General features: G+C 67.9%; 10 protein-coding genes, 4 pseudogenes and 1 CRISPR repeat array. Of the genes and pseudogenes, 8 read left to right on the forward strand and 6 right to left on the reverse strand.

Translation table 11 applies throughout. From position 1 onward, the window contains the following. Positions 1–139: 139 nt before the first annotated feature. Positions 140–475, forward strand: a pseudogene (locus tag AB0L29_RS21140) (leucine zipper domain-containing protein); the annotation flags it as partial. Between the two features lie 4 nt (positions 476–479). Continuing rightward, positions 480–1,423: a CRISPR direct-repeat array (repeat unit 29 nt; unit sequence CGGATCACCTCCGCTCGCGCGGAGAGCAC). 9 nt (positions 1,424–1,432) lie between these two features. Here AB0L29_RS21140 and AB0L29_RS21145 read toward each other — a convergent pair. Beyond that, on the reverse strand, positions 1,433–1,867 hold the full coding sequence (locus AB0L29_RS21145; RefSeq protein WP_365829243.1) for a DUF6228 family protein: 435 nt from the start codon (positions 1,865–1,867) through the stop codon (positions 1,433–1,435). A 393-nt stretch (positions 1,868–2,260) separates the two neighbouring features. On the opposite strand from AB0L29_RS21145, the gene AB0L29_RS21150 reads away from it, so the two are divergent. The 3 genes and pseudogenes from AB0L29_RS21150 to AB0L29_RS21160 all read left to right on the forward strand — a co-directional run. Continuing rightward, entirely contained in the window at positions 2,261–2,902 is a 642-nt protein-coding gene (locus AB0L29_RS21150; protein WP_365829244.1) for a DUF4238 domain-containing protein, read from the forward strand. A gap of 17 nt (positions 2,903–2,919) precedes the next feature. Further along, entirely contained in the window at positions 2,920–3,162 is a 243-nt protein-coding gene (locus AB0L29_RS21155; protein WP_365829245.1) for a hypothetical protein, read from the forward strand. A 38-nt stretch (positions 3,163–3,200) separates the two neighbouring features. Next, positions 3,201–3,428: pseudogene (locus tag AB0L29_RS21160) on the forward strand (hypothetical protein); the annotation flags it as partial. Between the two features lie 91 nt (positions 3,429–3,519). On the opposite strand, the gene AB0L29_RS21165 reads toward AB0L29_RS21160, so the two are convergent. Then, positions 3,520–3,804 carry an IS3 family transposase gene (locus tag AB0L29_RS21165; protein ID WP_365829246.1) on the reverse strand — a complete coding sequence of 95 codons (285 nt, stop codon included), beginning with the start codon at positions 3,802–3,804 and terminating at the stop codon, positions 3,520–3,522. After that, positions 3,801–4,112 (reverse strand): transposase, encoded by a 312-nt coding sequence (locus AB0L29_RS21170; protein WP_365829247.1) that lies wholly within the window; start codon positions 4,110–4,112, stop codon positions 3,801–3,803. Before AB0L29_RS21170 ends, AB0L29_RS21165 begins: the two co-directional genes overlap by 4 nt. Positions 4,113–4,279: 167 nt before the next feature. On the opposite strand from AB0L29_RS21170, the gene AB0L29_RS21175 reads away from it, so the two are divergent. Further along, positions 4,280–4,852, forward strand: coding sequence for a hypothetical protein (locus AB0L29_RS21175; RefSeq protein WP_365829248.1), 573 nt, complete (start codon positions 4,280–4,282; stop codon positions 4,850–4,852). Between the two features lie 384 nt (positions 4,853–5,236). Here the strand turns inward: AB0L29_RS21175 and AB0L29_RS21180 are convergent, their stop codons facing one another. The 3 genes from AB0L29_RS21180 to AB0L29_RS21190 all read right to left on the reverse strand — a co-directional run bounded on the left by AB0L29_RS21180 (position 5,237) and on the right by AB0L29_RS21190 (position 7,205). Further along, the gene (locus AB0L29_RS21180; RefSeq protein ID WP_365829333.1) at positions 5,237–5,746 is read right to left on the reverse strand and encodes a phospholipase; all 510 of its coding nucleotides are present in this window, start codon (positions 5,744–5,746) and stop codon (positions 5,237–5,239) included. Positions 5,747–6,095: 349 nt separating this feature from the next. Further along, the gene (locus AB0L29_RS21185; protein ID WP_365829334.1) at positions 6,096–6,524 is read right to left on the reverse strand and encodes a DUF317 domain-containing protein; all 429 of its coding nucleotides are present in this window, start codon (positions 6,522–6,524) and stop codon (positions 6,096–6,098) included. Between the two features lie 42 nt (positions 6,525–6,566). Next, the gene (locus AB0L29_RS21190; protein WP_365829249.1) at positions 6,567–7,205 is read right to left on the reverse strand and encodes a hypothetical protein; all 639 of its coding nucleotides are present in this window, start codon (positions 7,203–7,205) and stop codon (positions 6,567–6,569) included. A 739-nt stretch (positions 7,206–7,944) separates the two neighbouring features. On the opposite strand from AB0L29_RS21190, the pseudogene AB0L29_RS21195 reads away from it, so the two are divergent. From AB0L29_RS21195 to AB0L29_RS21205, 3 genes and pseudogenes are all read left to right on the forward strand, one after another. Next, positions 7,945–8,535 (forward strand): annotated as a pseudogene (locus AB0L29_RS21195) (phosphopantetheine-binding protein); the annotation flags it as partial. Positions 8,536–8,540: 5 nt separating this feature from the next. Further along, positions 8,541–19,169: pseudogene (locus AB0L29_RS21200) on the forward strand (amino acid adenylation domain-containing protein); the annotation flags it as partial. Beyond that, on the forward strand, positions 19,164–19,565 hold the full coding sequence (locus AB0L29_RS21205) for a phosphopantetheine-binding protein (protein ID WP_365829335.1): 402 nt from the start codon (positions 19,164–19,166) through the stop codon (positions 19,563–19,565). The pseudogene AB0L29_RS21200 and the gene AB0L29_RS21205, both read left to right, overlap by 6 nt. Positions 19,566–19,618: the final 53 nt, after the last annotated feature.

The following is a 19,618-nucleotide window of genomic DNA, read 5'->3' on the forward strand; positions in this document are numbered from 1 at the left end:
GCGCGGAGAGCACTAGGTGTTCTGTCCCGGGAGGTTGTGGACGGTGACAGGGCTCACGGCTGACCGATCTTGAAATGGGTGAGGGCCTTCTGGCTCGGTGTGGATTGCCACATCTGCACCGGCGACCAGAAAGGCCCTCATGCCGCACCGTAACGCACCGCTGACCGAGACCGGACGCCTGCGTCTGGCCCGCTGCGTGGTCGAGGACGGCTGGCCACTGCGACGGGCCGCAGAACGCTTCCAGGTCTCCCTCAACACCGCTCAACGGTGGGCCGACCGTTACCGCAGGCTCGGCGAGGCGGGCATGGCCGACCGCTCCTCCCGCCCACGCACGAGCCCGCGCCGCACCCCGACCCGCACCGAGCGCCGGATCATCAAAGTCCGCGTGCTGCGCCGCTGGGGACCAGCCCGGATCGCGGGCCTGCTGCGACTGGTGCCCTCCACCGTGCACCGGGTGCTGACCCGATTCGGCCTGGCCCGCCTGCACCTCCGCTCGCGCGGAGAGCACTCCGGCCATGCGGCCTCCTGTGTCGGCTCGTGCGGATCACCTCCGCTCGCGCGGAGAGCACCTCGACCGGCACACCGGCCGCGCCGTGCCCCGCGGATCACCTCCGCTCGCGCGGAGAGAACTTGGCGATGGAGACGGCGAGGTTGGAGATGACCGGATCACCTCCGCTCGCGCGGAGAGCACAGCGGCATCGCGATCGCCAGATTCTGGCCGAACGGATCACCTCCGCTCGCGCGGAGAGCACGGACGACCGCGCTGGACCGGCTCGCGGCGGCACGGATCACCTCCGCTCGCGCGGAGAGCACTGGGGGCGCGGCGGCCGGATCGGCAGCGGGTCCGGATCACCTCCGCTCGCGCGGAGAGCACGGCATCGAGACGGCGATGGGAATCCTGACCGGCGGATCACCTCCGCTCGCGCGGAGAGCACAAGACCACCGCTGCGGAGGCCGGGATCTCCACCGGATCACCTCCGCTCGCGCGGAGAGCACACTCTCGTACGAGAGTAGCGACCGGCCCACTACGGATCACCTCCGCTCGCGCGGAGAGCACGACGATGTCCCACTGGAACTCGCTGGCGAACGTGGATCACCTCCGCTCGCGCGGAGAGCACGCCGCCGGCCCGGCCGACATGCTCAGCCTCTCCGGATCACCTCCGCTCGCGCGGAGAGCACGCGTTCTAAAAGTGTGGGTCGCGGCGCGGGCACGGATCACCTCCGCTCGCGCGGAGAGCACCTCCCCGACGACGACGAAGACCCGATGCGCACCGGATCACCTCCGCTCGCGCGGAGAGCACGTCCAGCTTGGCGCGGAACGGGTGACTGACAGCGGATCACCTCCGCTCGCGCGGAGAGCACCCGGCCCTGGTGACGGCCGCCAAGGCTGAGACCGGATCACCTCCGCTCGCGCGGAGAGCACGTGGGCGAGCTACCCCTGGCGCAGAAATTCCCGCAGGTCCGCAGCTACAGCCGTCATCCCTTCACCGGCTTCGATCACGGTCGTCACCGTGCACTTCCAGTCACCGGGAAAGAAGCCGGACCGAAGCGTCCAGTCCAGATACACATGACCACCCGAGCCGAAGGTCGCCGTCACGACCAGATGGTTGTTGATCCAAACCCGCTCCCCCTCCCAGCCACGAAAGTCGCGCGCGAGGCCGTCGAAGAACTCGCTCATGTCATCCCAGACGGTGACGGTCACATTCTCGAGCCGTGCACGCACACCATCAGCAACGGCTTCCACCGCGAAGACGGACTCGTACTCATCCGCACGCAACCAGTCGAACAACCGGACAGAGGTCGCCAGCGCCCCCGGCCCCCGCACGACGAGCTCAGCTTGCCCTGGCCCCACCTCGATCAGACTCACCCGCCGAAGGATACGGACGTCGACACGTTGACGACATCACGATTCCGTGGCTCAGGACCGTTGCTGATTCTCATCAACATTCGACGGCCCAGCAGCAGCCATCTGTTCCCAGCTCCCACCGACAAGTGCTCTTCGTTCTGACCTACGTAGCCAGTGCCGAGTATTTCGTTTTGGCCGTGACTGTGCACGGTGGCCCTTCGGCCGCCCAAGCTGGAGGGCCGGTGCACGACAATCGGCGCGCTGGACACGCCTCCCAGCGTGCCCCGGGCCGGGCTGGTGGGCGAGTCGGCTCGGCACGGTCAGAAGTGAGGCCGTGCCGGGCCGGTGGCGTCGTCAGGCTGCGATGCGGAAACCCTTAGCGACTACAGAGCGGCGCTTGGCACACTTCGGCGTGTGGCAACGGCACAGCACATATCGCGGCAGCATCTCATCTCGCAGGTCCTGCTCAAGCAGTTCACGGTGCCCGGGCCGAGGGGCAGCGGCAGGCAGCTCCTCCCGTTCGACCTGCATCACCCCGGACGCCTGCACAAGCTGAAGAGCACCCGAGCGCGCGGCTGGGCCGAGAACTTCGTGGCATTCGACTCCGCATCCGCTGAGGAACTCTGGTGCGGTGTGGAGAGACGCGCTCCTGCCGCGCTGGCCGCCGTGCATGCCGGCACTCCGTTCGCTGACCCGCTTCACGTGGCGGCGCTGCGCGACCTGGTCGTGCTTCACTTCGTCCGGTCCCACCACTACCGGGATGTGCACGCTGGCGCGTTCGAGCGGAGCCGCGCGGGACTTGTCGGCAAGTTGATCAGCAAGTTCCCGGAGCAGCTGCGCCGCGAGGCACTGCGGGAGACGGGTTTGCATCTGTCCGGGCCGACTTCCTTGGGTGCGTTCGCTGAGCGTCTTATCGAACGGTCCTCGGTCGCCCGTGACCACGAGAGCGGCAAGCTGTTTCGCGCGAGCATCGAGGACACTTTCTACAAGGTGCGGGCCATGGCGTCGACGTGGGGGGGGTGGAAGTGCTCACGCCCGAAAGGGGCCAGTTCCTGATCGGCGACAACCCTGCGGTGACCATACGCACGGAAGGAGGCACCACGACGTACGGCATGGCCTTCGGGGACGCGCACACTCTCATCCTCCCTATCGGCCCCAAGCACCTGCTGGCTCTCGGCCCAGAGAACCTCATGGGCACCATCCCTCAAGTTGTCGTCGACCGTCTCAACACCGTGCAGGTCCACGCGGCCGAGCGTTACGTATACATGCACCCCAAGAGCGGGTTGTCGGAGTTCACGCGGCAAGCCGCACGGTGACGAGCTGATCAGTGATACACCTCCCTGCAATCGAACACATGAACGATAAACCGTCGCGGCTTCAACTGCTCCGCTTCGCCCGACGCGTGGTGGTTCAGCAGGCGACGGCGGCCCTCGCCCAGATCGACGGCTGGATCGCGTTGGAGGAGCGACGCGAGGCAGAACGGCGCCGGGGCAAGGAGATGCGGCCGCCTCCTCCTGAGTGGCTGCTCCAGCACGGGCTCAACCGCACGAACGTCGACGCCGTGCACACCGGTGAGTGCTGGCCCGGCTGAGTGGCAATGGCCGACAGCCGTCATGGGATGTCGCCGCTCCAGGCGAGCGGGCCGGGTCGCCGGGGCGCGGCTCGTACAGGGCTCAGCCGCCGGCGCCAAACTGCCCGAGCTCGGCCATCAGCCGCTCCACCGTGCACCGTGCGACCTCGACGCCCTTGCGCCTGAGAGCGCGGGTGATCCGCCGGGCCCCGTAGGTGGCCCCGGACTCGTCGTGAACCTGCACGATCAGAGGGACCAACTGCTCGTCGCGCAGCCGGCGGGCCAACTTCGGTCGCTTCCTGCGCGCATAGTAGGCGGACTCGGACAGCTCCAGCACCCGGCAGATGAACCCGACCCCGAGGCCCATGCCCTTGAGGTGCTCGATCACCTGGTCGGCCTCGTCCGGGGACGGTCGAGTTCGGCCGCAAAAAACGCGCTTGCGGCCTTGAGGATCTCATTCGCCCGCCTCAACTCCGCATTCTCCCTGCGGAGTTGTTTCAGCTCCTCCTGCTCGGAGCTGGTCAGGCGGTCGTCGCGTTCACCGGCGTCCGCCTCGGCCTGGCGGACCCAGTTCCGCAGGGCCTCCTTGTGGATGCCCAAGTCGCGTGCGACGTGCGCGACGGGACGGCCGGTGGAGCGGACCTCGCGGACCGCGCGCTCCCGCAGCTCGTCGGGGTATTTACGTGGTGCTGGCACTGATCGTGGATCTCCTCACGCCAAGATCATAGACCTGGCTTCAAGGGCTCCACGGAACCGAGGGCAGCTCAGACATCCCTCGCGCAGCAAGGTGGCCACGGCTCTTGACTTAACGGCCTGCTGGACACACCATCATAATTAACGACATCGTAAATTGGGGAGATGAGATGCCGCGCATCACGGTCCACCGTTACGACGCGGACGGCAATCAGGTTGAAGCCGTTGGCTGGTTCGACACCGAGCGGGCGGAGGTCGTCGAGGAAGCCGATCCAATGACTGGCGCCCGTTTCGACCGACTGAGGAAGCGGGGGCAGTCGGCCCGTTTTGTACGGGAGGCGCTCTACCGAACACACAGTGGTCGATGGGTGCATAAGGAGACCGCTCACATCGGGCCGGACGGCAAGTGGGTGGACGACGAGAACGACGCCAGCCCCCAACTCGGTCCGCCACGCCGCTACCGCTATCTGACTGACGAGGAGGCCATCGCCTGGCTCTCGACTCACGGCCAGCAGCAGCACATCGACCGTTTCTTCCGCGAGGCTTCTCAAGAGAGGGGGCCGGGGCGCCCTGAGATCGGCCAACCAGTGCAGGTACGCCTCGGCGAGTTGCTTCCCCTCGTCGACGAGTGGGCAGATGAGAATGGCTACTCGCGGGCCGGGGCCGTCCGGCGCCTGGTGCAGATGGGCCTTGCCCACGAAGGAATAACCGTGCAGGAGCGCGCCGGCTGCAACGGTGGCTAAGCACGCCACCCCACCGCACCGCATGCGCTGGGCGAGGCGGTTGCGGCCGAGCTGAGATACATGCTGGGCAGATGAAGGAGCCGCTCGTGCGGAGCCGACGCGGCCATGAGGGCATCCCGCAACGGGGGTATTGCTTGTGGTCATCGGCAGTGTGGCCTGCAGCGGCCAGCGGCTGCTGCAGGCGTGGGCACATACACACTGCGGGGCGGCAGCATCCGCTCCTGGAAGTCCGCGGTCAACGCGGCGGCTGATCGAGTTGGGCGCCAGCACAGGCTTTCGTCAGCTCGGTGCTCTTCCCGTGCCTGCAGAACCGCGCAGATGCCGCGTGGTCCAGTCGGGCACGAGCCAGGACGCGGTGCCGCCTCGGTCTTGGAGCGTCACCGTTCAGGCTCTGGCGAGCTGTCCCTCAGGCAGCCCCTTGCCGGCTCCTCGGTCGGCCGGTGGCATGCCGAGGACTCTGACCGCTTGGTAGTACGTCCATGCCGTGCTGTTGCAGGCGGTCCGGGTGGCGCCGGAGTAGGTGGTGCAGACGCGCTTGAGGTCCTCGTAGAACGCTGAGTCGAGGCGGTCCTTGTTGGCGGAGAAGGCGCCGGCCGCCTTGTAGTTGCGGTAGCCGAAGTCGTGGCGGGCGCAGGCGTTCTGGAAGGGGAAGCCGAAGGGGTTGTCGGGCGACGAGGTGCAGTAGTCCGTCGACCAGTCGAAGCCGTAGGAGGTCCATGCGCTCTGGTTCTGTCGGGCAGCGGCCCAGGAGTTGTAGCTGGAAGCACTTGTCTGAGTCCAGGAGCTGAGTACCTGCGGCTTGTCCCCAGGTGCTGCCGCAGCGGACACGGCGGGGATCAGGGCGATGGGCAGTGACGCAACGGCACCTGCGAGGGCTAAGTAGGGGCGACGCATTCGGGTGTCCTCCATGCGCAACGGTGTGCACGCCGTGGATCTCACGGGGCGGATCAAGCTTGGAGGGGGGCAGGGGTCAGTCCGCCCCTGCGGCGCCTGCGGCGAGATCGTTACGGCTGGGCGTGCGGATTCTGCGTATTGCGATGCAGGGTGCCCTCAGAAGGCGTACCGTCGGCGACGGGCCAGCCGAGCGTCAGATCTGGTCAGCGGCTCCAACTACCAGCACGGCTAGCCGTAACGTCGCCGCCCCCAACCGATTCCCCATGATCAGTGGGACGCTCGCCACGTTCACGAGGACCGGACAGCGGGGCTTGCGCCTGCGCGCGGGTCCTGCGATCTCCTGCTCGGATCAGCGCCGGGGCGCTGTGGGCAGCTTATGGAGTGGCCGGGGTCGGTGCGTGGTGGCGGTCTGCTTGATCCCTGTCGCCTTGCGGCCGTCGGTCTGGCGGGTGCCGGTGCCGTGGGCGAGATTTTCGGTGAGGTGGGCCAGGAGCGGGGCGGGGGTGGAGGGGGAGGCGTGGATGGTCCAGGTAGGGCGGTCGATGTCGGGGCCGGCCCAAAAGGTCCAGGTGGGAAGGGTGCTGGGGTTTTGAGCGGCGAAGGTGTCGAACTGGACGCCGGCGTCGCCTTGGGCGGTTTGCCAGCGGATCCATCGTTCCCTGACTGTGTGCTTCCAGCCGGCGTCGGTGAGGGGGCGGGTGACTTCGGCGACGGTCTTTTCGGTGACGGGGCTGCCGAGGGCGGTCTGCCAGGCGTCTCCTTCCGCGAGCCTGGCCAGGAGGGTCTGTAGGAGGGGGGGCGGGTGTGGCGCCGGTCAGGGTCAGGTGCCACATGCGGTCGGAGACGGGGGTCTCGTAGGCGGCGAAGGTCCAGGTGGTGGCGCGGAATCGGCTTCGTGGACGAGTTCGGCCCGCAGGGTCTGTGACTCGTGGATGAGGTGGGTGGTGTCGTCCGACCAGGTGCGCCACTTCTCCCAGTCGTCGTGTTCGGCGACGAACTCGTCGAGGGCGGCGGCGTGGTCTGCGGGGTCGGCGGCGTAGGCGGGCACCGTTTCTGTCCGCTGGACGGTCGGCTCGGGTTCTACGAGGCCGGGTGAGTGCAGGGTGCTGCGGGCGTCGGCGGCCTGGCGCTCGGGGGCGGTCATGGGCGCGGGTCCGGGGCGCATTGTGTCGCGGTGGAGGCGTTCGAAGGCGGCGAGAGCCTCGGCGGGCGAGTCGAAGGTCTGTGTGATCGTGCGCAGGTGGTTCTCGCCGTGGAGATGGATGCTGCTGCCGTCGCGGTAGGAGCCGACGGCGACGGTGGTCCCGTCGTCGTCGGCGTGGGCGTGGATGATGAGGCGGCCGTGGCGGATGTCGTCGTAGATCTTCTGGGCTTCGTCGGAGATCTCGCGGATCTCCTGACGGGTGCACCAGATCGGACACCTTCCGGCCAGCGCCTCTCGCGTGAGCGCGGAGTACATCGTCTTGGCAGCACCCGCAGCTGAAGGCTGGCCGCAGGATGTAAGAGCCTTGATGGGACCTGGTGCCCGCTGGTGGAGCACGGCTGAACTCCAGAACGGCGGCGCGGCCGTGGAACCCGAAACGCTGCCTCTTCTCATCGATGGCTACTGGGAGGGCTGGCTACCCGACGGGGTGGTCTCACTGGAGTGACGGACGAGCGCAACGGATGAGTTGAGACACCGAGCGCACTGCCCTCAACGGCTCGGGAGCCCTCATGCGTTTCGGGCAGGACCGCACTCATCCGATCAGCGGTCACGCTGGAAGAGGCTCAGCGCGTGCGGCATAGGGCGTGGACTTCGCGGCTTCCGCTTGATCCCTGCTGAATCTGTGATTCCGAGGTGCGATCTCAGTCAGATTGATCACCGGCGCGCCGCCTTGACTATGTGCTGACCTTCGATGATGCAGCATCCCAGCGACGAATTTTGGCCACTCATCAAGAAATTAGAGGTGTTGATGGTGAACGGTCGGATACGGTCCATGTCGTGATCATCCGGCGATGAGGAACTCGGAGGAAAGCAATGCAATGCCGATGAGAGGGGCAGAGTAGGTACCCAATCGGGTGTCATCGAAGTTCCTACTTGGATGAGGTATCGCTTTCTAGCGTTCTAGCGAATCGATTTGCCGTTCTAAAACGACTTACCGCGACAGAACCGGTCACGCCTGACATCGCCCAGAGAGTATCCGGCACATGGACCGAAAGTGCTTGGTTGTCAGGCGACTGCACCCACTTGGAGACGACGGTTGCCCGAGCACAGCGAGATCTCAGGACCCGTACAACGATCGTTGCCCAGTTCCCCGGAGGCAGGTACGCCCGAGGAGATCCGTGCTGGGGCAGCACGTATAGAGGAATGGATCCTGGAACACGTGGCTCGCCGAGTCGGTGTGCGACCGAAGCGTCTCGACGCCCGGCAGCCCTTAGCTGATCTAGGACTTTCCTCAAAGGATGCCGTTGTACTCGTCGGGGAGCTCCGGGAATGGCTCGGCAGAGACCTTTCGCCTGCGGTTTTATGGGAGTATCCGACGCCCCGCGCACTCGCCCGCCATCTCGTCGGCTCGCCGGACGCTGTCGGCCAGGCCCCGCAGGCCGTCCTCTCGTCCGAGGAGCAGAGTGGCGGAGAGCCGATCGCCGTCATCGGCCTGAGCTGCCGCTTCCCCGGCGCGGAGAGTGGCGACGCGTTCTGGGAACTCCTGCGGGAGGGCTGTGACGCAGTCGGGAGCAGTGCCGAGCGTCGCGAACTGCTGGGCGATCACCTGCCACACGGGCTGTTGCGGGACGTGGCGGGCTTCGACGCCGAATTCTTCTCTCTCTCTCCCGGCGGGAGGCGTCCTACGTCGATCCTCAGCAGCGCCTGCTGCTGGAGACGGCCTGGGAAGCTATCGAGGCGGCCGGTATCGCGCCTTCTGAGCTCGCCGGCAGCCGCACCGGTGTCTTCATCGGCATCAGCCACAGTGACTACGGCCGCATGCAGGACTCGCCGAGTATGCACAGTGGCACCGGAGAGGCCCTGAGCGTCGCGGCGAACCGTCTGTCGTACTTCCTGGACCTCCGAGGACCCAGCCTGGCGGTGGACACCGCCTGTTCGTCCTCGCTGGTCGCCGTGCACCAGGCATGCCGCAGCCTCCGGTCCGGTGAGAGCACGGTGGCCCTGGCGGGCGGGGTGAACCTACTGCTGTGACCGCACGCCACGGAGATCTTCACGCAGGCGGGCATGATGGCGGCCGACGGGCGCTGCAAGACCTTCGACGCCTCGGCTGACGGATACGGGCGTTCCGAGGGCTGTGGGGTGGTGGTGCTGAAGACCCTCGCGGCAGCGCGCCGCGACGGCGACCCGGTCCTCGCGGTGATCCGGGGATCCGCCGTCAACCAGGACGGACGGAGCAACGGGCTCACGGCGCCCAACGGGCCGGCGCAGCAGCAGGTCATACGGGACGCTCTGCGTGATGCTCAGATCACCGCCGACCAGATCGACTACGTCGAAGCCCACGGCACCGGTACGCCGCTGGGCGACCCGGTGGAGGTCCGGTCTCTATCCACCGCTCTCTCGGCGCACCAACGGCCCGAGCGGCCGGTGGTGATCGGCTCCGTGAAGACCAACATTGGGCACACCGAGGCTGCGGCCGGAATCGCGGGCCTGATCAAAGTGCTGCTGATGCTGAAACACCGGCAGATCCCTCCCCATCTGCATTTCAAACGCCTCAACCCCGCCATCGGTGGGGACGCCGGGATCACGGTCCCGACGCGGCTCTCCGACTGGGACACACGGACAGGACCGCGGACGGCCGGGATAAGCGCCTTCGGTTTCGGCGGCACCAACGCTCACCTGATCGTCCAGGAAGCCCCAGCCCCCACCTCGCCCGCCGAACCCCGCATCCTTTCCCGGCCGCTGCACCTGCTGGCCCTGAGCGCAGTCACCGAGCCGGCGCTGGCCGCCCTCGCGCGGCGTTACACGGCCCATCTGGCTGACCGGAGCGACTCCGACATCGCCGACATCTCCCATTCGGCGAATACCGGCCGCTCTCATTTCTCGCATCGGGCGGTGGTCGCCGCCGCATCCGCGGCAGAAGCGAAGGAAGCTCTGCAACAGCTCGCCCAAGGCGGAACCCATCCGGGACTGACCACGGGGCGGGGCGCAGCCGAACCCGGTAAGATCGCCTTCCTCTTCACAGGCCAGGGCTCCCAGTATCTGGGAATGGCGCGACAGCTATTTGATACCCACCCATCGTTCCGGCGAGAGATCATCGAGTGCGGTGAGGTTCTCGCCGAATATCTGGAACGTCCGCTGAGCGAAATCCTCTTTCACGACGAGGAAGCAGAGGGTCTGCTCGACGATACTCGCAATACTCAGCCCGCCCTTTTCGCTCTCGAGTACACGATGGCGCAGTTGTGGCGCTCCTGGGGCGTTGAGCCGGACTATCTCCTCGGCCACAGTGTCGGTCAGCTCGCGGCGGCGAGCGTCGCGGGCGTTTTCAGCCGGAACGACGGCCTGCGGCTCGCGGCCGAGCGCGGACGCCTGATCCAGGAATTGACCGAGGCAGGCGCCATGCTTCTGGCGGTCGCGGACGAAGCCACCGTCAGGGAGGCCGCGGCCCGGCTCGCGTCCCCGCACACCCTGGCTGTCGCCGCGGTGAACGGAAGCGACAACACCGTCGTCTCGGGCACCGCCGAGGCCATCGAGACCTTCCAGCGGCTCATGACGGACCGGCACGTGGTGACCCACCCGCTGTCCAGCAAACACGCCTTCCACTCCGCGATGATGGAGCCCGCCCGTGCCGCCTTCGCCCGCGTTCTGTCACGGATCGAGTTCCAGGCTCCCCGGATACCGCTCATCAGTGACCTCGACGGCCAGCCCTTCGACCGGAACCACTCCCCGGACGCTTCCTACTGGGAGCGGCATCTGACGCAGACGGTCAGATTCGGCGACGGCATCCGCCGGTTGGCCGAGAGCGGCTGCACCACCTACCTGGAAACCGGTCCGCACCCGGTGCTCATCGGCGCCGTCCGGCGCGACGTGTCCGAGTCTCGCCGACTTCCGTCCCTGCGGCGCGGGCACGACGACTGGTCCGTCCTGGCAAAGAGCGTCGCCCAGCTCTACACGGCAGGTCACCCGATCGACTGGAAGGCCTTCGACAGCGGCTACGCGCGACGTCGGACGCCAGTGCCGACCTACCCCTTCCAGCGCAAGCACATCTGGCTCCCCGCGGACGCGTCGCCCGCGTCGGCCGCACCACAGGACACCTCACCGAGCGAAAGGCCGGAGACAGTGGCACCCAGGCAGTACACCGGAGCCGCGTACCACGATCCCGTCGTGTCCTCTCTCAGGGAGACCGTTACCAAGCTGCTCGCGACGGATGCGCCGGTCGACCCGGACACGCCCTTCCTGCAACTCGGCGCCGACTCCATGATGCTGCTGCAGCTTCTGCAGTACATCCGGCGGACCTTCGGGGTGGCTCCGCCCACGAACCTCCTCTTTGAGGAGGTCAACACACTGGCGCGACTGGCCGAGTACATACGGGCCAACGCCGAGCCACGGCTGATGGCGGAGTTCGAGGCGTCTGCCGCCCCCGCGATCACGCCGTCCGCGGCGCCGGATCGCGCGGCCGGGCACCAGGTGATCTCCGGACCACCGCAAGCACCGGCACCGCAGCCGGAGTCCCCTACGCCGACGGGCCCGGGCGACGGGGCCATGGGCAAGTTCCTTGACGTCCACGCCCAGGTCATGGGTCAGGCCTACGAACTTCTCCGCAGCGGGGCCACAGTCGCGGCAGCTGCCCCCGTCCCAGCGGGTTCCGGCCCTGCCGCCCGGCAGACCGGGCCCACGGATCCGGACCCGGCCCCGGCCCCGACGGCAGGTCGGGCCAGTGGTGCCCCGGCCATCTCCCCACGCACTTATGTGCCGTTCCGGCCGACCCGCCCCGAGGCGGCAGGAACCTCCGGGATGCTGACCGAGTCCCAGCAGCGCTACGTGGACGCGCTGAGCCGCCGCCACTGCGAGTACACCCGGAAGTCCAAGGAACACAACCTGCAGGACCGTCTGCACAACGCCGACATCCGCCATGCGCCCCGGACGGACACACTCCTGCGCGAGGCTCACTACCCCATCACCGTCACACGTTCCTCGGGCTCCCGCGTGTGGGACCTCGACGGCAACGAATACGTCGACGTGGCCATGGGGTTCGGAGTCAACCTCTTCGGTCACAACGAGCCCTTCATCAACGAGGCGATCACCCGGCAATTGGAGCGGGGCATGCAACTCGGCCCGCAGCCGGAGCTGGCCGCCGAGGTTGCCCGGCTCCTCCACGAGATGACCGGCAACGAGCGCATCGCCTTCTGCAACACCGGCTCGGAGGCGGTCATGACGGCGGTCCGGCTGGCCCGCGCGGTCTCGGGACGCAGCAAGATCGTGCTCTTCGCGGGGTCGTACCACGGTTCGTCCGACCTGGTCCTCGCCCAGCGTGACCTGACCAGTGACCTCGGCGAGTCACTGCCCATGGCGCCGGGTATCACCGATGGGGTGAGCCGGGACGTCCTCGTCCTGCCCTACGGCGAGGACGAGTCCCTCGCCGCCATCCGCGAACGCGCCGACGAGCTGGCCGCCGTCGTCGTCGAGCCGGTGCAGAGCCGCCGCCCCGATCTCCAGCCCCGAGCGTTCCTCCAGGAACTGCGGCACATCACCCACCAGGCCGGGGTGGCACTGGTGTTCGACGAGGTCATCACCGGCTTTCGGATGCACCCCCGGGGCGTGCGGGAGATCTTCGGTGTGGAGGCCGACATCACCACGTACGGGAAGGTGATCGGCGGAGGCTTGCCCATCGGAGTGGTCGCCGGAAGCGCCCATTACCTCGATGCCATTGACGGCGGCGTCCATGCCTTCGGTGACGGCCCGCGGCCCGGCGTCGTACAGACCTTCTTCACCGGCACCTTCTGCAAGCACCCACTCGCGCTCGCCGCCAGCCGGGCCGTGCTGCTGGAGCTGAAGCGCCGCGGCCCCGAGCTGCAGGAGGCCGTCAGCCGGAAGGTGAGCAGGCTCGCCGACCGGGTCAACGAGGCGTTCGCGGAGTCCGGCGTCCCCGTCCGCGTCGTCCACTTCGGCTCACTCTTCCGTTTCGACTTCCCGGCGACCTCCTCACACCAGCCGGACATCTCCGAGCTCTTCCACACGGCCCTGCTGGACCAGGGACTCTACGTCTGGGAAGGCCGGAACTGCTTCCTGTCCACGGCCCACACCGACGACGACGTCGAAACGGTGATCGCAGCCATCCTGCGGGTCGGCACCGACCTGCGCGAGGCCGGCTTCTTCCCCGGCTCGCCCAGGCTCTCGGCCGGGCCGGGCCACGCGGTCCAGGCCGGTGACGACGGCAGCGGCTATCCGCTCAGCGTGGTGCAGCAGGAGCTCTGGGTCCTCGACCAGATGGGCGAGGACCCGTCACGCGCGTACAACGAAAGCCTTCTGCTGGACCTCCGCGGGGCACTGGATCTGTCCGCGCTGCGGACTGCCGTGCGCGAGGTGGTCGCCCGGCACGAGGTGCTGCGTACGGTCTTCGCGGCGGACGGCACCGAGCAGCACACCGCAGCAGCCGTCGCCGAAGACTTGCCGCTGGTCGACCTCTCCACGGCTGCGGACCGGACCACCCGCGACCGGCTGATGACCCGGTGGCTTGACGAGCAGGAGAACACCCCGTACGACCTGGCCGCCGGCCCCCTGCTCCGCACCGCCGTGCTGCGCCTGGACGAGGACCATCACCAGCTCTACCTGGCGGCCCACCACACCGTCATCGACGGCTGGTCCTTCGGGGTGCTGCTGACGGAGATCAGCGATCGGTACAGCGCTCACCGGGAGGGCACCCAGAGCCAGCTGCCGCCCGCACCCCAGTACCGAACCTACGTGGAGCGGCAACTCGCCTGTGTGGGCACCGAGTCCTGGCAGGCCGACGAGGAGTACTGGCTCGCCCGGTTCGCCGACGGCATGCCGGGGCTGCAGTTGCCCACCGACCGGCCGAGACCCGCGCACGTGACGTACCGCGGTGGCACCGTGACCATGCCGCTCGACCCCGGTATGGCGGAGCGCGTCGCCGTCACCGCCCGTCGGCTGGGCAGCACCCCCTTCACCGTTCTGCTGGGCGTCTACGCGATTCTCCTGCACCGCGTCACGGGCCAGGACGATCTGGTGATCGGTGTGCCCGTCGCCCAGCGCGGGGCCGAGGGCGAGGAGCGCATGGTCGGCAACTGCAGCAACCTGGTCCCGATTCGGATCACCTTCCGCCCGGGGACGTCCGTCGCCGCGTTCCTCGCCGAGCTCCAGCAGACGCTGGTGGGGGCCTACGCCCACTCCGGTTACCCGATCTCCGCGCTGCGCGGCAGGATCCCGGTCAGCACCGACGCCGCCCGCGCGCAGATGTTCCCCACACTCTTCAACCTCGACCAGGAGACAGAGCCTCCCCGCTTCTCCGGCCTGAGCACCGATGTAATCACTCCGGCACGCCGCTGGACCCCCACCGAGTTCGAGGTCGACGTCCGTACGCTCAGCCAGGGATCGACGCTCGACTTCAAGTACAACACCGACCTCTTCGACGAGCGGACCGTCCGCCGCTTCGCTGGTCTCTACCGGATTCTGCTGCGCGCCTTCTTGTCGTCTCAAGAGCAGGACATCCGGCATGTCCCGCTGGTTGACGAGGGCGAGCAGCTCATCCTGTTGCGCGCCGGTCATAGGCCGCCGCCGATGCCATCCACCGCTTCCGCCGGCAGTGTCGTGGAGCTCTTCGAGGCCCGCGCCGCGGCGGCGCCCGACAGCGATGCGGTGGCCTGCGACGGCGACCGGATCAGCTACCGGGAACTGAACGAACGCGCCAACCGGCTTGCCCGCAGGCTCCGAGTGGAAGGCATCGGCCCGGAGGCCCGGGTCGGCCTGCTCATGGCACGCGACACCGACCTGATCGTTGCGGTGCTCGCGGTGTGGAAGGCCGGTGGGGCACACGTGGCGCTCGACCCGGACGGCCCGCCACAGCGGCGCGCCGGGGTCGCGGCGGACGCCGGCGTGTCGGTGATCCTGACCCTGGAACGCTTCCGGGACCGGGTCCCCGAAGGGCAGCACACCACCGTGTTCCTGGACGCCGAACGGGAGGCCGTCGACCGGCTGCCCGCCGACAACCTCGCTCTTCCCCTCCTCGACGCCGGCCTCGCGTATCTCGTCCACACCTCCGGGTCCACGGGCCGACCCAAGGGCGTCATGGTCTGCCACGGCTCCCTGCGCGACCGCTACCTCGGCTGGGAGGAGGCATACCGACTCCGGGAGCGAGTCTCCTCGGTTCTCCAGATGGCCACCTTCGGCTTCGACGTCTTCGTCGGTGACGTGGTCCGTGCCCTCTGCTCCGGGGCGAAGCTGGTCCTCTGCCCTCGGGACGTGCTGCTCCAGCCCGCCAGCCTCCTCGCACTGATGCGGCGTGAGCGGGTGGACTGCGCCGAGTTCGTACCCCTGGTCCTCAACGGGCTGGTGCACCACGTCCGGGCGTCCGGCGAGACGCTCGACTTCATGCGGGTGCTGATCGTCGGATCGGACATGGTCTACGGCACTGATCTCAGCAGAGCCCTGGAGGCCGCAGGTCCGGGCACGATGGTGGTGAACTCGTACGGGCTTGCCGAGGACACTGTGGACACCACGTACCACGTCCATCGTGACAAGGAGACATCGGCCGGTCACCAGTCGCCCATCGGACTGCCGTTCCCGGGTTCACGGGTGTACATCCTGGACGAGGCCTTCAACCCCGTACCGATCGGCGTTCCCGGCATGCTGTGCACCGCCGGTATCGGACTGGCCCGCGGTTATCTGGGCCGCCCAGGGCTGACTGCCGAGCGTTTCGTTCCCAACCCCTGGGCTACCGAGCCGGGCGAACGGCTCTATGTGACCGGTGACCTGGCGCGTTACCGGGACACCGGCAACGGCCTGGTCATCGAGTATCTGGGCCGCAAGGACACCCAGCTCAAGATCCGTGGCTACCGGGTGGAACTGGGCGAGGTGGAGGCCGCCGTCCAGAAGGTCACCGGCTCGAGCGCCGTGGCGGTCCTGCCCCAGGACCGGGACGGCGACAGGCGACTCGTCGCCTACGTGGAGACCGCCGGGCTCCGCGACACGGATCCAGACACGGTACTTTTCCACGCCGCGCTGCGCGATCTGCTGCCCGACTACATGGTCCCCACCTCATACGTGGTGCTGGACACCCTGCCTCTGACTCCCAACGGCAAGCTCGACCGAGCGGCGCTCGCGGCGATGGAGGGCGTCGAAGCCGGCACCGGCGTCGAGTTCGTGGCGCCCCGCACGGAGACCGAGGCGCGGCTGGCCGCGGTGTGGGCGGAGGTCCTGGGCCGGGAGGAAGTCGGTGTCCACGATGACTTCTTCCTGCTGGGCGGACACTCCCTGCTGGCGACTCGGGTGGTGAGTCGGGTTCGGGATGTGTTCGGTGCGGAGGTTCCGATCCGGTGGCTGTTCGAGGTGCCTACGGTCGCCGGGCTCGCGGAGCGGCTGGCCGGTGCGGGTAGCGGTTCTGTGCGTGCGGCGTTGGTTCCGGTCGAGCGGCCGGAGTTGCTGCCGTTGTCGTTTGCGCAGACGCGGTTGTGGTTCTTGAACCGGTTCGATGGTGAGGGCCGGGCTGCTTACAACATTCCGATGGCCCTTCGGTTGTTCGGGGAGGTGGATGTTGAGGCGTTGAGGGCGGCGCTGGCCGATGTGGTGGACCGTCATGAGGTGCTGCGCACGCGGTATGCGGAGGTCGGCGGCATGGTGGTGCAGCAGGTGGTGCCTGCGGTGGAGGCCGCGCCGCCTTTGGTGGTCCGCTCCGTGAAGTCCTCGGAGGTGGACACGCTGGTGGCGTCCGCATCTGCGGAGCCGTTTGATGTGGCGGTTGATCTTCCGCTGCGGGTGTGGTTGTTCTCGGTGGGCGCGCGGGAGCATGTGCTGCTGCTGGTGCTGCACCACATCGCCGGTGACGGCTCGTCGTTGGCGCCGCTCGCGCGGGATGTCGCGGTGGCCTATGAAGCGCGGCTGGCGGGGGAGGTTCCCGGTTGGGAGCCGCTGCCGGTGCAGTATGCGGACTACGCCTTGTGGCAGCGTGACTTCCTGGGTGACGCGGATGACCCGGACAGCATCATTTCGAGGCAGCTGGGGTATTGGCGGGAGGCCCTGGCGGGTCTGCCGGAGGAGCTTGAGCTGCCGGTGGACCGTTCCCGGCCGGCGGTGAGCAGTGGACGCGGTTCCAGCGTCGGCTTCGTACTGGATGCGATGTTGACCGAGCGGTTGCGTGTGCTCGCTCAGGAGTCGCGGGCGAGTTTGTTCATGGTGCTGCAGGCAGGTCTGGCTGTGTTGCTGACCCGGCTGGGCGCGGGGACGGACATTCCGATCGGTACTCCGATCGCGGGCCGGCTGGACGAGAAGCTGGACGACCTGGTCGGTTTCTTCGTCAACACGCTGGTGCTGCGGACGGACACCTCCGGCAACCCGGACTTCCTGGAGTTGGTGGCCCGGGTGCGTGAGACGAGTCTGGCTGCCTACGCTCATCAGGATGTTCCCTTCGAGCGGTTGGTGGAGGAACTCAATCCCGCTCGGTCGATGGGCCGTCATCCGCTGTTCCAGACGATGCTGGCGCTGCAGAACACCCCCGAAGTCAACCTGGAGCTGGGTGAACTGCGGTTGGTCGAAGAGTCCTACCATTCGGTGACGTCGAAGTTCGATCTGTTCTTCAACCTGGAGGAACAGCCCACCGGCGAGATCGCCGGTGTCCTGGAATACAGCACCGACCTGTTCGACCGGGAGACCGCCGGGACGTTCGCCGAACGCTTTGTCCGCCTGCTGACGGCCGTGTCCGAGCAGCCGTCCCGGGCGGTCGGGGAGGTGGAACTGCTCGGTGACAGTGAACGACGCCGGCTGCTGGAGGAGTGGAACGACACCCACAGCGCGGTTCCGCAGATGCACGCGGCCGAGTTGTTCGAAGCCCAGGTCCGCCGCACGCCCGATGCCGACGCGGTCGTGTTCGAAGACGAGGTGTGGTCGTATGCCCGGCTGAACGCGTGGGCCAATCGTCTCGCCCGAGCCCTGGTCGCCAGGGGCGCCGGACCGGAAAGTGTCATCGCGATGGCATTGCCCCGCTCGGCACGGATGGTGGGCGTGCTGCTGGGGGTGTTGAAGTCGGGTGCGGCCTACCTGCCCCTGGATCTGGAGTACCCCTCCGATCGGCTCCGGCTGATGCTCGACGATGCTCGGCCGCTGCTGATCGTCACCGACACCGCCACCGCCGACGAGTACTCCCTGGACCACGGACTGCTCCTCGTCGACGAGGATTCCCCGGCGGACCACTCGGGTGAGGACCTCGGTGACGGTGACCGTCTCGGCTCCCCGGCTCCGGAACATCCGGCTTACGTCGTCTACACGTCGGGCTCCACGGGACGCCCCAAGGCAGTCGTCATGCCCCACCGGGGCCTGACCAACCTCCTCACCTGGCACACAAGCACCTTCCCCGCCACACCCCCCCGACGCACCGGCCAACTCACCGCCATCGGCTTCGATGTCTCGCTGCAGGAGACGCTCACTCCCCTGCTGACAGGTGGTGCGCTCGTGGTGCCGGCGGCGGAGGTCCGGCGTGATCTGAACCAGCTCGTGCCCTGGATCGACCGTCACGGGGTCAATGAGATTTTCGCCCCGACCCTGGTCATCGAGTCGCTTCTGGAAGCGGCCGAAGCCAGGGGCAGCGCACTCACCTCACTCACCGACATCTTCCAGGCCGGTGAGGCGCTCATCGTCAGCGAGCGGCTGCGCGAGTTCTGCGCTGCCGTCCCCGGACGACGCCTGCACAACAATTACGGCCCGGCGGAGACTCACGTCGTCACCGGCACCGTGCTCGCCGGGGCCGCGGAGTCCTGGCCGGTGGTGGCGCCGATCGGCGTACCGATCGCGAACGCCCGGGTGTACGTGCTGGATGGTGAGTTGCGTCCGGTGCCGGCAGGGGTGATCGGTGAGCTGTATCTCGCGGGCACCGGTGTGGCCCGGGGCTACCACGAACGACCGGCTCTGACGGCCGAGCGATTCGTACCCGACCCCTTCACCCCCGGCGGCGGGCGCATGTACCGCACCGGTGACCTGGCACGCTGGACAGCCACAGGCGAACTCCTCTTCGCCGGCCGCGCCGACCGCCAGGTCAAGATCCGCGGCTTCCGCATCGAACCCGGCGAGATCGAGGCCGCCCTTCAGCAGCACCACCACGTCTCCCAGGCCGCGGTCGCCCCGCACACCGGCCCGGTCGGCAAGACCCTCGCCGCCTACCTGGTCCCGGAACCCGACACCACCATCGACACCGGCCAGCTCCGCCACCACCTCACCGGCAGCCTGCCCGACTTCATGATCCCGTCGTCCTACACGGTGATCGACACGCTGCCCATGACCCCCAACGGCAAACTCGACACCCGAGCCCTGCCCGAACCCGAACACCACACCGGCGTCGAGTTCGTGGCGCCCCGCACGGAGACCGAGGCGCGGCTGGCCGCGGTGTGGGCGGAGGTCCTGGGCCGGGAGGAAGTCGGTGTCCACGATGACTTCTTCCTGCTGGGCGGACACTCCCTGCTGGCCACCACCCTCATCGCCGAGATACGCGAGGCCTTCAAAGTGGACCTGCCGCTGCGGCTGATGTTCGAGAATCCCACGGCCGCCGCGGTGGCCGCCGAGATCGATGCCCGTACCGCGCCCACCGGCGCGGACGCAGCCGAAGACTTCGACGATCTGGACGCCCTTGCCGACGAGGTGGCGCGCCTTGCGGAACTGCCCCAGTCCGAAGACCGGTGACGGCCTGCCCTTCGCACCGCACAACCCGTGAGTCAACGAGAGGTATTACGACG

The organism is Streptomyces sp. NPDC052701 (genome assembly GCF_040678355.1).
Classification (GTDB): domain Bacteria; phylum Actinomycetota; class Actinomycetes; order Streptomycetales; family Streptomycetaceae; genus Streptomyces.